The 13672-nt window shown below is 72.7% G+C and carries 10 protein-coding genes; 8 read left to right on the forward strand and 2 right to left on the reverse strand.

Going from position 1 to position 13672, the window contains the following annotated elements:
* The first annotated feature begins 29 nt into the window (after positions 1-29).
* Positions 30-1445 (forward strand): DUF2690 domain-containing protein, encoded by a 1416-nt coding sequence (locus ACWC94_RS17485; RefSeq protein ID WP_450797408.1) that lies wholly within the window; start codon positions 30-32, stop codon positions 1443-1445.
* A 323-nt stretch (positions 1446-1768) separates the two neighbouring features.
* Complete coding sequence (locus tag ACWC94_RS17490; RefSeq protein ID WP_450797410.1) at positions 1769-2758, forward strand: malate dehydrogenase; 990 nt, start codon at positions 1769-1771, stop codon at positions 2756-2758.
* 12 nt (positions 2759-2770) lie between these two features.
* Here ACWC94_RS17490 and ACWC94_RS17495 read toward each other — a convergent pair whose 3' ends face one another.
* Entirely contained in the window at positions 2771-4210 is a 1440-nt protein-coding gene (locus tag ACWC94_RS17495; protein ID WP_450797411.1) for an MFS transporter, read from the reverse strand.
* 101 nt (positions 4211-4311) lie between these two features.
* Between ACWC94_RS17495 and ACWC94_RS17500 the strand changes: the two genes are divergently transcribed.
* Positions 4312-5235 carry a LysR family transcriptional regulator gene (locus tag ACWC94_RS17500; RefSeq protein ID WP_450797413.1) on the forward strand — a complete coding sequence of 308 codons (924 nt, stop codon included), beginning with the start codon at positions 4312-4314 and terminating at the stop codon, positions 5233-5235.
* Here the strand turns inward: ACWC94_RS17500 and ACWC94_RS17505 are convergent.
* Entirely contained in the window at positions 5224-6114 is an 891-nt protein-coding gene (locus tag ACWC94_RS17505) for a GNAT family N-acetyltransferase (RefSeq protein ID WP_450797414.1), read from the reverse strand. The genes ACWC94_RS17500 and ACWC94_RS17505 overlap by 12 nt on opposite strands.
* Before the next feature lie 230 nt (positions 6115-6344).
* Between ACWC94_RS17505 and ACWC94_RS17510 the strand changes: the two genes are divergently transcribed.
* From ACWC94_RS17510 to ACWC94_RS17530, 5 genes are all read left to right on the forward strand, one after another.
* Positions 6345-7865 (forward strand): aldehyde dehydrogenase family protein, encoded by a 1521-nt coding sequence (locus tag ACWC94_RS17510; RefSeq protein WP_450797416.1) that lies wholly within the window; start codon positions 6345-6347, stop codon positions 7863-7865.
* A gap of 86 nt (positions 7866-7951) precedes the next feature.
* The gene (locus ACWC94_RS17515; RefSeq protein WP_450797418.1) at positions 7952-9481 is read left to right on the forward strand and encodes a GMC family oxidoreductase; all 1530 of its coding nucleotides are present in this window, start codon (positions 7952-7954) and stop codon (positions 9479-9481) included.
* A complete protein-coding gene (locus ACWC94_RS17520; RefSeq protein ID WP_450797420.1) occupies positions 9481-10746 on the forward strand; it encodes a quaternary amine ABC transporter ATP-binding protein in 1266 nt (421 codons plus the stop codon). The genes ACWC94_RS17515 and ACWC94_RS17520 overlap by 1 nt, the downstream gene beginning before the upstream one ends.
* The gene (locus tag ACWC94_RS17525; RefSeq protein WP_450797422.1) at positions 10746-12704 is read left to right on the forward strand and encodes an ABC transporter permease; all 1959 of its coding nucleotides are present in this window, start codon (positions 10746-10748) and stop codon (positions 12702-12704) included. The genes ACWC94_RS17520 and ACWC94_RS17525 overlap by 1 nt, the downstream gene beginning before the upstream one ends.
* Before the next feature lies 1 nt (position 12705).
* Entirely contained in the window at positions 12706-13668 is a 963-nt protein-coding gene (locus tag ACWC94_RS17530; protein ID WP_450797424.1) for an ABC transporter substrate-binding protein, read from the forward strand.
* Positions 13669-13672 lie beyond the last annotated feature (4 nt).

The following is a 13672-nucleotide window of genomic DNA, read 5'->3' on the forward strand; positions in this document are numbered from 1 at the left end:
AATGTCGGGGGAGAGCAAGGGGGGAAACGATGCCTCGTTGGAAAGACCTGCCCGAGGATCTGGACCCGCAGATCAAGGAGTTCACCAGCCAGGTGCGGCGGCTCGTGGACCGCAGCGGCATGAGCGTCGCGGCACTCGCCGACCGTACGGGCTACAGCAAGACGTCCTGGGAGCGCTACCTGGGCGGCCGGCTTCTGGCGCCCAAGGGCGCGGTCGTCGCGCTGGCCGAGGTCACCGGCACCAATCCCGTGCACCTGACCACGATGTGGGAGCTGGCCGAACGCGCCTGGAGCCGGGCGGAGATGCGGCACGACCGCACCATGGAGGCGATCCGCATCTCCCAGGCGCGTGCCGCGCTCGGTGAGTTCGGGGCGGCGGAGGCGACCGGCGGCCCGTCCGGCCGCAAGGGCGGGGGTCTCGGCCCGGTCCTGGGCATCGCCGGCCCGGCGGGCGTCTCCCCGACGATCCCCCCGCAGCCGACGGCCCCTGACGCCGACGCCCGGGACGGCGTCGCCCGGGGCGGTGGGGCCCGTGGTCCGGCTGACCGTGACGGTGCGGGGCGTGGGCCGGCTGACCGTGACGGCGTGGGCCGGGGTTCGGCTGACCGTGACGGTGGGGCTCGTGGTCCTGTCGACGGTGACGGTGGGGCCCGTGGTCCGGCTGACCGAGACGGTGTGGGGGGTGGTCCGGTCGACGGTGACGGGACCGGGCGTGGTGGGACATCCGGCGGCAACTCGTGGAATCTCGCCGGGTATCAGGGCCCGTCCCCGGCGAGCGCCCGCCCCGGAACCGGGGGACGCGCCGGTTCCGGGGCCGCCGCCGTGAACGGATCCCGGCCCGCCGCCTCGCCCGGCGGCGCCGACCGGACCCCGGACACGCCGACCCCGTACGGCGGGCAGCAGCCCCACGCACCGGCCCCCCGGCCCGGCGGCGGTGCCCCGGACCCCGGGAACGCGGGACGACAGCGGGTGATCATGTTCGGCGCCGGCCTCGTCGGCGTCCTCGTCGTCATCGCCGCCGTCTTCTTCTTCACCCACCGGGGCGGCGCCCAGCACGGGAACGCCGCCAAGCCGCCGTCCCCCAGCGCCACCCCGAACGCGAGCACGCCGCCCGGCGTCAAGTGCACCGGTTCCGCCTGCAACGGAAAGGACGCCGAGGCCATGGGGTGCAGCGGCGACCTGGTCACCACCGCCCGGACCGTCACCGTCGGCACCACCACCCTGGAGGTCCGCTACAGCAAGGCCTGCGGCACCGCCTGGGGCCGGATCACCGGCGCCGCCCAGGGCGACAAGGTCCAGCTCACCGCCGGGAAGGTCCGGCAGACCGGCGAGACCACCGGCGTCGGCGACACCATCGCGTACACCCCGATGGTCGCCGTGAAGAACGCGGCGGAGGCCAAGGCCTGCGCGACCCTCGCCTCCGGGCGGACGGGGTGCACGAAGTAGGCCGGGCCGCGGGGAGAAGGAGAGTGAAATTCCGGGTCCGGGCGCATGGGCGGGCGGATCCTGGGCACGCGAGGAGTACCCCCACGGGAGTCCGGCATTCGGTACCCCCACCTGGCGGCCGTCCCGTCCTCTCCCCCTCTCCCGGACGTGGCGGCCGCCATCACGTTCGATGTGTCCGACTTGTGGGCTGGGCCACACGGCCCCGGACGTCTCGCATGCCGGATGCGCGATAGCCTGACCGCTGGATCTCTCTTGACGCCAAGAGATCGATCATCCGCCCGGGGCAGGGACGCCCCACCGCCAGCTGTCATACGGAGAACGCCATGACCCGCACTCCCGTGAACGTCACCGTCACCGGCGCGGCCGGCCAGATCGGTTACGCCCTGCTCTTCCGCATCGCCTCCGGCCAGCTGCTCGGCGCGGACGTGCCGGTCAAGCTGCGCCTGCTGGAGATCACCCCGGCTCTCAAGGCCGCCGAGGGCACGGCCATGGAGCTGGACGACTGCGCCTTCCCGCTGCTGCAGGGCATCGACATCACCGACGACCCGAACGTCGCCTTCGACGGCGCCAACGTAGCCCTCCTGGTGGGCGCCCGCCCGCGCACCAAGGGCATGGAGCGCGGCGACCTGCTGGAGGCCAACGGCGGCATCTTCAAGCCGCAGGGCAAGGCCATCAACGACCACGCCGCGGACGACATCAAGGTCCTCGTCGTCGGCAACCCGGCCAACACCAACGCCCTCATCGCCCAGGCCGCCGCGCCGGACGTGCCGGCCGAGCGCTTCACCGCGATGACCCGCCTGGACCACAACCGCGCCCTCACGCAGCTCGCGAAGAAGACGGGTTCGACGGTCGCCGACATCAAGCGGCTGACCATCTGGGGCAACCACTCCGCCACCCAGTACCCGGACATCTTCCACGCCACCGTCGCCGGCAAGAACGCCGCCGAGGCCGTGAACGACGAGAAGTGGCTGGCCGAGGACTTCATCCCGACCGTCGCCAAGCGCGGTGCCGCGATCATCGAGGCCCGCGGTGCCTCGTCGGCCGCCTCCGCCGCCAACGCCGCGATCGACCACGTGTACACGTGGGTCAACGGCACCGCCGAGGGCGACTGGGCCTCCATGGGTATCCCGTCGGACGGTTCCTACGGTGTCCCGGAGGGCCTGATCTCCTCGTTCCCGGTCACCACCAAGGACGGCGCGTACGAGATCGTCCAGGGCCTGGACATCAACGAGTTCTCCCGTGCCCGCATCGACGCCTCCGTCAAGGAGCTGGCGGAGGAGCGCGAGGCGGTCCGCGGCCTCGGCCTCATCTAAGAAGTTCCGGAGTCACGGCAAACGCTCGGCATCCCGCCGTAGGGGTGCCGGGCGTTTGCCGTCTGCGGGTGCGTTGTGGCTGGTCGCGCAGTTCCCCGCGCCCCTTGCGGGGCGCCTTCCGTACCCGGCGACCACCAGCGCCGTCGCTCCCAGCACCACCACCCCCACCGTCCGCAGCGCCGGTCCCATGCCCTGCAGCAGGTCGGTGTGGGCGGACAGGACCGTACCGGTGACGGCGACACCCAGCGCGGCCCCGGTTTCCCGGGCCGTCGTGCCGAGGCCCGAGCCCAGGCCCGCCTGGTGGGGCGGGAGGGACGTCACCACGCCCAGGGTCAGGGCCGGCATGGACAGTCCGGCGCCGGCGGAGATGACCAGGAGCCAGCAGACGAACACCGCGTAGGGCGTGTCAGCGCCGGCCGTGGACGCGCCGAGCAGGCCGAGACCGATCAGGGCGAGACCGGCCCCGATGACCGCGCGGGGGCGGCCGGCCCAGCGGGTCGCCAGCTTCTGGGCGGCGGCCATCCCGAACACCAGCGGCAGGATCGCCACCCCGGTGACGGCGGCCCCGAAGCCCTTCACGCCCTGCAGGTACTGCGAGTTGACGAAGAACAGCGAGAACAGGCCGAAGAAACCGGTGGCCGTGCCGAGGGAGGCCGCGCGCAGGCGGGCGGAGCCGAAGACGCGCGGGTCGAACAGCGGGGCGGGGGAGCGCAGGGCGTGCCGGCTGAAGGCGGCGACGAGCAGGGCGCCCGCCGCGAAGGCGCCGAGGATGCGGGCGGAGGTCCAGCCGTAGGCCGGGCCTTCGATGATGCCGAACAGGACCGCGACCAGGCCCGCCGTCAGGAGCAGCGTGCCGAGCGGGTCGGGGTTGCTGCGGGCGGAGCGTTCGGTGCGCGGGACCGCGATCGAGGCGGCCACCGCCAGGACGACGGCGAGCGGGACCATCACCGCGAACAGGGCGCGCCAGGTGAGGAACTGGCCGGCCAGGCCGCCGCCCAGGTTGCCCGCCGCGCCGCCCAGGCCGATCGACAGTGTCCAGGCGCCCATCGAACGGGCCCGGTGCTCGGGTGCGGACAGGTGCATCAGGATCGAGAGGGTGGCGGGTGTGATCAGTGCGGCCCCGGCACCGGACAGACCCCGCCCGGCAATCAGCACCGCCGGACCGGTCGCGAGCGCGCTGGTGGCGGCGCCCGCCGCGAACAGGGCGAGACCGGCGAGCAGGGCACCCTTGCGGCCGTACCGGTCGCCGAGCGCGCCGGCCGGGATGAGCAGGCCCGCGAAGACGATGACGTAGGCGTCGACCGTCCACAGGATCTCGGTGTGCGACGGGTGCAGGGACGATGAACTCAGCTGCGGTATCAGCAGGTTGATGGCGGCGACCATGCTCTGGGCGACCAGGACACAGGCGCACAGCGTGAGCAGGGTGGGGCGTTTCAGGGCGTGCGCGGGCACGGCTCCTCCCGGGAGCTTCGTGGGTGGTGTGGGATGCGCTCTCACCGTAGGCTCGCCGGTGACCTGCATTCCAGTGCAACCTTCGCAAGGGATACCTGCACATGACGCAATCCAGTGCTCTGGACCTGAATCTGCTGGTCGCGCTGGACGTCCTGCTGGAGGAGCAGAGCGTGCAGGGCGCCGCCCGCCGGCTGCACCTGTCGGAGCCCGCCATGAGCCGCACGCTCGGCCGGATCCGCAAGGCGCTCGGCGACCCGGTCCTGGTGCGCGCCGGACGCCGGATGGTGCCCACCCCGCACGCGCTGGCCGTGCGGGCCGAGGTCGGCGCGGTGGTGGAGCGGGCCCGGGCCCTGTTCGCGCCGGGCCGGGACACCGATCTGCGCACGGTGACCCGCACGTTCACGATCCTCGGTCACGACGCGATCGCCGCCACCCACGGCGCCGCCCTCTTCGCCCGCGCCGCCCGCGAGGCCCCCGGCATCCGGCTGCGCTTTCTCTCCGAGAGCCATGTGGACGCCCCGTTCCTGCGCCAGGGCACCGCCGACCTGGAGGTCGGGGTGATCGACACGACCGCGCCCGAGGTGCGCGTGGAGACGGTCTACGAGGAGCGCCTGCTGGGAGTCGTACGGCCCGGGCACCCGCTGCTCGACGGGGAGTTGACGCCCGAGCGGTTCGCCGGGGAGGCGGGACACCTCATCGTCTCCCGGCGCGGCAGGCAGCGCGGGCCCATCGACGACGCGCTGGCCGAACTGGGTCTGGAGCGGCGTGTGGTGGGCACGGTCGGCACCTATCCGGCCTCGCTGTTCGTCCTGCGCGAGACCGACCTGATCGGGCTGATCACCTCCTACGGCCGCCCCATGGCCGACACCCTCGGACTGGTCACCTTCGAGATCCCCCTGGAACTCCCCTCGGCCGAGGTGGGGTTCGCCTGGCACCCCCGCCACGACGCCGACCCCGCCCACGCCTGGCTGCGCGGCTGTGTACGGGAGCTGATGACCGGGGCGTCGGCGGCGTCAGCCGGCTAGCCGCTTCTCGAACCAGTGGGCGGCGTAGACGTTGTCGTCGTAGCGGGGGATCTCGGTGTACCCGCACGCCCGGTACATCGCCTGCGCCTCGGTGAGCTGGGCGTGCGTGTCCAGACGTACGACGCCCAGGCCGCGCTCCCGGGCCTCCCGCTCCAGCCCGTCGAGCAGCCGGCGCGCCAGACCGAGCCGCCGGGCCTCCGGGCGCACCCACACATGCCGGATCTCGCCCGTCCCCGGCTCCAGCCGCCTCAGGGCCCCGCAGCCCACCGGCCGGCCCTCCTCGTACGCGACCAGGAAGGCGCCGGCGTCCCCGTTCACCTCCTCGGGGCGGACCAGGGAGCCCGGGTCGAAGCCCTCCGGGAAGCGCGCGCCGATGTCGGCCGCGTACGCCTGCAGGCACTGCCGGGCGTCGGGCGAGCCCGCGTCGACGACCTCCACCGTGATCGCGGTCAGCCGCAGCAGACGCTGCGCGGTGGCCAGCGCACCGGTCAGCTCGGCCCGCTGGCCGGGGGTGAGCCCGTCGAGGAGGCCGGCGACGAGAGTGTCGGCCCGCCGGTTCTGCTCAGCGACCTCGGCGCGGCCGGCCGGGGTCAGCTCCACCGTCCGCAGCCGGTTGTCGTGCGGCGGCACGGCGACCCGGACCATCCCCTGCGCCTGCAGCGCCTTCACCATCCGGCTGAGGTACCCGGCGTCCAGCCCGAGCCTGCTCCGCAGCTCCCGCAGGGAGGCGCCCTCGCCGATCTCGAACAGCAGCCGGGCTTCGCCGAGCGGCCGGTCCTGGCCCAGGTAGTGATCGTCCAGCGCGCCGACACGGCGCGTGAAACAGCGGTTGAAACGGCGGAAGGCCGCGACCTCCTCCGCCGACGTCGGCTCGGTCATTCTTTGACTTTAGTCAAAGGACATTGGGGAGGTCCATGGCTCCCTGATCCCCGCGTGCGACCCTCACCGTGGGATTCGTCCGTTTTTCAGCCGTCTTTTCAGTGATGCGGCGCACTTTCGGCCATCGATTGCGCATGCGAGCGGAGGCCCGGGGCAGGCGGTGACGGTCCCCGACCGTGACACGTCTGTGACACAGGGGTGCTGAACAGGAACGGAAGGCAATACCGATCATGGCGGACAGAACCGAACGACAGGCCCAGGCGACCATCCACGCGGGAGGCGAGTGGCTGGAAGCGATCTCCGGCGCGACGCGCGAGATCCTCGACCCCGCGGACGCCCGGCCGTTCGCCGTGGTCGCCGAGGGCGACGAGAAGGATGCCGAGCGTGCGGTGAGCGCCGCGCGGCAGGCCTTCGACCACGGCCCCTGGCCCGGCACCCCCGTCGCCGACCGCGCCGCGCTGCTGCGCCGAGTCGCCGACCTCCTCGTACGCGACCGCGAGGAACTGGGCCTGCTGGAGAGCCGGGACGCGGGCAAGACCGTCGAGGAGGGCCGGGTCGACATCGACTGTGTCGCCGACGCCTTCCGCTACTTCGCCGGCCTGGTCGCCGCCGAGGCCCCGGGCCGGGTGGTCGACGCCGGCTCGCCCGACATCCACAGCGTCGTCGTCCACGAACCGGTCGGTGTCTGCGCGCTGATCACCCCCTGGAACTACCCCCTCCTCCAGGCCAGCTGGAAGATCGCCCCGGCGCTCGCCGCCGGCAACACCTTCGTGATCAAGCCCAGTGAGATCACCCCGATGACCACCATCGCGCTGATCGAGCTGCTGGCCGAGGCGGGCCTGCCCGCCGGGGTGGCCAACATCGTCACCGGCCCCGGCCACACCGTCGGCGCCCGGCTCGCCGAACACCCCGGCGTCGACCTGGTCTCCTTCACCGGTGGCCTGGTCAGCGGCACCAAGGTGGCCCAGGCCGCCGCCCCGACCGTCAAGAAGGTCGCCCTCGAACTCGGCGGCAAGAACCCCAACGTCGTCTTCGCCGACGCCTGCGCCACCGAGGAGGGTTTCGACACCGCCGTCGACCAGGCCCTCAACGCCGCCTTCATCCACAGCGGCCAGGTCTGCTCGGCCGGCGCCCGGCTCATCGTCGAGGAGTCGGTCCGGGAGCGCTTCGTCGCCGAACTCGCCCGCCGGGCGCAGCGGATCAGGCTCGGCCGGGGCACCGAGGACGGCGTCGAGTGCGGCCCGCTCGTCTCCGAGCAGCAGCGCGCCAAGGTCGAGGCGTACGTCGCCACCGCCCTCGACGAGGGCGCCGTACTGCGCTGCGGCGGCAAGCGGCCCGAGCCGTCACCCCGGCGCCCCGAGTCCGGCTACTTCTACGAGCCCACCGTCCTCGACGCCTGCCACCGCGAGATGACCGTCGTGCGCGAGGAGGTGTTCGGCCCGGTCCTCACCGTCGAGACCTTCCGCACGGAGGAGGAGGCGGTGTTCCTCGCCAACGACACCGAGTACGGCCTCGCCGGCGCCGTGTGGACCACCGACCCCGGCCGGGCCCGCCGCGTAGCCGGCCGGCTGCGCCACGGCACCGTCTGGATCAACGACTTCCACCCCTACCTGCCGCAGGCGGAGTGGGGCGGCTTCGGCAAGAGCGGCACCGGCCGCGAACTGGGGCCCGCGGGGCTCGCCGAGTACCGCGAGACCAAGCACGTCTACCAGAACCTCGCGCCCCGGCCGGTGCGCTGGTTCGCCGGCTGAGCCGCGTCCCTCGCGCCGGCCGAACCCCGCCTTCGTCCACGCCCGTCCCCACGCCGTGGTTTCCACACCCCTGGAGTAGTACCCCGATGTCCCACACCCCCCACGTCTACGACTACGTCGTCATCGGCGGCGGCACCGCAGGCTCCGTCATCGCCTCCCGCCTCACCGAGAACCCCGACGTCACCGTCGCCGTCATCGAGGGCGGCCCGAGCGACGTGGGCCGCGACGACGTCCTCACCCTGCGCCGCTGGATGGGCCTGCTCGGCGGCGAACTCGACTACGACTACCCGACGGTCGAGCAGCCGCGCGGCAACTCCCACATCCGGCACAGCCGCGCCCGCGTCCTCGGCGGCTGCTCCTCGCACAACACCCTCATCTCCTTCAAGCCGCTGCCCTCCGACTGGGACGAGTGGGAGGAGGCCGGCGCCAAGGGCTGGGGCGCCGTCCCCATGGAGGCCTACTTCGCCCGCCTGAAGAACAACATCGTCTCCGTCGACGAGAAGGACCGGAACGCCATCGCCCGCGACTTCGTCGACGCCGCCCAGTCGGCCCTCGGGGTACCCCGCGTCGAGGGCTTCAACCGCAAGCCGTTCACCGAGGGCGTCGGCTTCTTCGACCTCGCCTACCACCCCGAGACCAACAAGCGGTCCTCGGCGTCGGTGGCGTACCTGCACCCGGTGATGGACGAGCGGCCCAACCTGACCATCCTGCTGGAGACCTGGGCGTACCGGCTGGAGCTGAACGGCACCCGCGCCGAGGGCGTCCACGTGCGCACCAAGGACGGCGAGGAACTGCTGATCCGCGCCCGCAGCGAGGTCGTGCTGTGCGCGGGCGCCGTCGACTCCCCGCGCCTGCTGCTGCACTCGGGCATCGGCCCGCGGGGGGACCTGGAGGCCCTCGGCATCCCCGTCGTGCACGACCTGCCCGGCGTCGGCGAGAACCTGCTCGACCACCCCGAGTCGGTCATCGTCTGGGAGACCCACGGCCCGATCCCGGAGAACTCCGCGATGGACTCCGACGCCGGTCTGTTCGTGCGCCGCGACCCCGAGAACCCGGGCCCGGACCTGATGTTCCACTTCTACCAGATCCCGTTCACGGACAATCCCGAGCGACTGGGCTACGAGCGGCCGGAGTTCGGGGTGTCCATGACCCCGAACATCCCCAAGCCGAAGAGCCGCGGCCGGCTGTACCTGACCAGCGCCGACCCGTCCGTGAAGCCCGCCCTGGACTTCCGGTACTTCACCGACGAGGACGACCACGACGGCCGGACCCTCGTCGACGGCATCCGCATCGCCCGCGAGATCGCGAAGACCGAGCCGCTCGCCGGCTGGCTCAAGCGCGAGGTCTGCCCCGGCCCCGAGGTCCTCGGCGACGCCGAGCTGAGCGAGTACGCCCGCAAGGCCGCGCACACCGTCTACCACCCGGCCGGCACCTGCAAGATGGGCGCCACGGACGACGAACTCGCCGTGGTCGACCCCGAGTTGAAGATCCGCGGTCTCGACGGCATCCGCATCGCCGACGCGTCCGTGTTCCCGACCATGCCCGCCGTGAACCCGATGATCGGGGTCCTCATGGTCGGGGAGAAGGCCGTCGAACTGATCGGAGGTGACGCCTGATGGCGCTCACAGTCCCCACCCGTAAGCCGCCCACCACGACCGAGCCCGTCTTCTCGGTGTCCGGCCTGTGGAAGGTCTTCGGCCCCAAGCCGGAGCGGATCCCCGCCGACCCGGAGCTCAGCACGCTGGACCCGGCCGACCTGCGCGCCCGCACGGGCTGCACGGCGGCCGTCCGGGACGTCTCCTTCGACGTCCGCAAGGGCGAGGTCTTCGTGGTCATGGGCCTGTCCGGCTCCGGCAAGTCCACCCTGGTCCGCTGCCTCACCCGCCTCATCGAACCCACCGCCGGCACCATCGCCATCGACGGCGAGGACGTCCGCGCGATGGACAAGGCACGCCTGCGCGAACTGCGCCGGCACCGGGCCGCCATGGTCTTCCAGCACTTCGGCCTGCTCCCGCACCGCACGGTCCTGGACAACGCGGCCTACGGTCTGGAGATCCAGGGCGTCGGCAAGGCCGAACGGCGCGAGCGGGCCGCGGAGATCGTCGCCAAGGTCGGCCTGGAGGGCATGGAGCACCGCCGTCCCGGCCAGCTGTCGGGCGGCCAGCGCCAGCGCGTGGGCCTGGCCCGGGCCCTGGCCGTCGACCCCGAGGTCCTCCTCTTCGACGAGCCGTTCAGTGCCCTGGACCCGCTCATCCGGCGCGACATGCAGGACGAGGTGGCCCGCCTGCACCGCGAAGAGGGCCGCACGATGGTCTTCATCACCCACGACCTCACCGAGGCCCTGAAACTCGGCGACCGCATCGCCCTGATGCGCGACGGCCGGGTGGTCCAGCTCGGCACCCCGGAGGAGATCGTCGGCTCCCCGGCCGACGACTACGTCCGCGAGTTCGTCCGGGACGTGCCCCGCGAACAGGTGATGACCTGCCGCACGGCCATGCGTCCCGCCTCCGCGGACGAGACGGGAACCGGCCCGGCGGTCCGCCCGGAGGCCACGGTCGCCGAGGCGATCGAGGCGGTGGCCCGGGCGGGCGAGCCCGCGCGGGTGATGGACGAGGGCAGGTGCCTGGGCGTCGTGGCCCACGAGCAGCTGCTGGACGTGGTGGCCGGCGTCACCGGCCCGGCCACGGCCGCCGACACCGGCGCGGCCACGGCCGCCGAAGCCGCCGCGGACGCCAACGACGCCGCCGTAGCTGCGGGCCATCGTGCCGCCGGGGCGGCACCCGGCAAGCGCCGGCAAGCGACCCCACCCGCCCCCCGCACCAGCCCGGAGGAGACCGGCACCAGCCCGGAGGACGCCCCCGCCAGTCCGGAGGCCGTCTGATGGCAACGCTCAGTCTCCCGACCTCCAGTACCGGCAAACCCGCCCTCCTCAAGAGCCGAGCCGCGGGCAAACTCCTCCTGCTCGCCCTCCTCGCCGCGGTCCTGGCCCCCTGGGCCGCCACCCACTGGCCCGGCGCCGCCTGGCCGCACGAGCTGACCGTCAGCCTCGACAAACCCCTCGCCACGGCCAGTAACTGGGTCATCGACAACCGGGACAGCCACCCCCTGTTCCTCTACTTCTTCGGCTACGTCAGCAACGCGGTCGTCCTCTCCGTACGAGCCGTCTACGTCACCCTGCTCGCCGCGGGCTGGACCGGCGTCACGGCGTTCGGCGCCCTGGTCGCCTGGCGCGTCGCCGGCCCCCGCCTGGCCGCCGGCACGGCCGTCGCCCTTCTGGCCTGCGGAGCGCTGGGCATGTGGGTCCCGACCATGCAGACCCTCGCGCTGATGGTCGTGGCGGTCCTCGCCTCGGTGGTCGTCGGCGCGCTGCTCGGTCTCGCCGCCGGTCTCTCCGACCGCCTGGACCGCGCCCTGCGCCCGGTCCTGGACACGATGCAGGTGCTCCCGGCCTTCGCCTACCTCCTCCCCGTCGTCCTGGTCTTCGGCATCGGCGTCCCCGCGGCCGTGCTTGCCACCGTCGTGTACGCCGCCCCGCCGATGGCCCGTCTCACCGCGCTCGGCCTGCGCGGCGCCGACCCCGAGGTCCTGGAGGCCGTGGAGTCGCTCGGCGCGACCCGCCGCCAGCGGCTGCTGACCGCCCGCATCCCGCTGGCACGCGGAGAACTCCTCCTCGGCCTCAACCAGACGATCATGATGGCGCTGTCCATGGCCGTCATCGCCGCGGTCATCGGCGCCGGCGGCCTCGGCGACCGCGTCTACCAGGCGCTCGCCTCGGTCGACGTGGGCCAGGCCCTCGCCGCCGGCATCCCGATCGTGCTGCTGGCGATCGTGCTGGACCGGGTGACCGCGGCCGCCGGGTCCGGCGCGGCGACCGGCGACACCGGGGGCACCCGCACCCGCGCCGTCGGCTGGCCCTACGCCCTCGCCGTCACCGTGGCCGTCGCCCTGGCCGCCCGTCTCCTCGGCCGCCTCGACTGGCCCACCGGCTGGACCGTGAACATCGCCGAACCGGTCGACCACGCCGTCGACTGGATGACCGGCCACCTCTACTCCGGCGTCCCGGTCATCGGCGGTACGGCCGACTGGGCGGGCCACTTCACCACCTGGATCCTGGACCCCGTCCGCGGCGGCCTGCAGTGGCTGCCCTGGTGGTCGGTGCTGCTGATCGTCGCCGCCCTGGCCTGGTCGATCGGCACCTGGCGCACCGCCCTGACCGCCGTACTCGCCATGGCCGCGATCGGTGTGCTCGGGGTGTGGGGACCGGCCCTCGACACGCTCTCCCAGGTCCTGGCCGCGGTCGCCGTCACCCTGGTCCTCGGGTTCGCGACCGGTATCGCCGCCGCCCGCAGCGACCGCGTCGAACGCGCCCTGCGCCCGGTCATGGACGTGTTCCAGACCATGCCGCAGTTCGTGTACCTGATACCGGTCGTCGCCCTGTTCGGCGTGGGACGGGCCCCCGCCGTCGCCGCGGCCGTCGTCTACGCCCTCCCGGCCGTCGTCCGGATCACCGCGCAGGGGCTGCGCCAGGTCGACCCGGCCGCGCTGGAGTCGGCGCGCTCGCTCGGCGCGACCGGACGCCAGCAGCTGTGGCAGGTACAGCTCCCGCTCGCCAAGCGGTCGCTGCTGCTCGCCGTCAACCAGGGCGTGGTCCTGGTCCTCGCCGTCGTCATCATCGGCGGCCTGGTCGGCGGCGGCGCCCTCGGCTACAACGTGGCCTTCGGACTCGCCCAGGGCGACCTGGCGACCGGTCTGGTGGCCGGTGCCGCGATCGTCTGCCTGGGCCTGATGCTCGACCGGGTGACCCAGCCGACGGAACGACGTGCGAGGAAGGGAGCCTGACATGCGACGTCGTACGACTGTCCTGACCGCGACCGCCGTGGCGGGCTCGCTGGCGCTTCTCACGGGCTGCGGCGCCGCCGACATGACCAAGCAGGCCAGCCCGTTCGCCAACGCCCGGGGCTCGAAGACGGTCACCCTGTCCGTGCAGTCCTGGGTGGGCGCCCAGTCCAACGTGGCCGTCGCCCAGTACCTGCTGGAACACGAACTGGGCTACCGCGTGGACACCGTCCAGGTCGACGAGGTGCCCGCCTGGGACGCGCTCAGCCAGGGCCGGGTCGACGCCATCCTGGAGGACTGGGGCCACCCGGACCAGGAGAAGCGGTACGTCGAGGACAAGAAGACCATCGCCCACGGCGGCGACCTCGGCGTGACCGGTCACATCGGCTGGTTCGTGCCGACGTACCTGGCCAAGCAGCACCCGGACATCACGGACTGGCGGAACCTCAACAAGTACGCCTCCCTCTTCCGCACCGCGGAGAGCGGCGGCAAGGGCCAGCTGATGGACGGCTCGCCGTCGTACGTCACCAACGACAAGGCCCTGGTGAACAACCTGAAGCTGGACTACCAGGTCGTCTTCGCCGGTTCCGAGGCGGCGCAGATCACCCAGATGAAGCAGTTCGCCAAGGAGAAGAAGCCCTTCCTGACCTACTGGTACGCACCCCAGTGGCTGTTCAAGAAGGTCCCCCTGACGGAGGTGAAGCTGCCGCCGTACAAGGACGGCTGCGACGCGGACGCGGCGAAGGTCGCCTGCTCCTACCCGCACACCCCGCTGCAGAAGTACCTCAACGCGGACTTCGCCAGGTCCGGCGGCAAGGCGGCGGCCTTCCTGAAGAAGTTCCGGTGGACGACCGAGGACCAGAACGAGGTGTCCCTGATGATCGCCGACCAGAAGCTGTCGCCCCAGGACGCGGCGAAGAAGTGGGTGGACAGCCACCCCTCCGTGTGGAAACGGTGGCTGTCCTGAACGC

This window comes from Streptomyces sp. NPDC001135 (assembly GCF_053598395.1).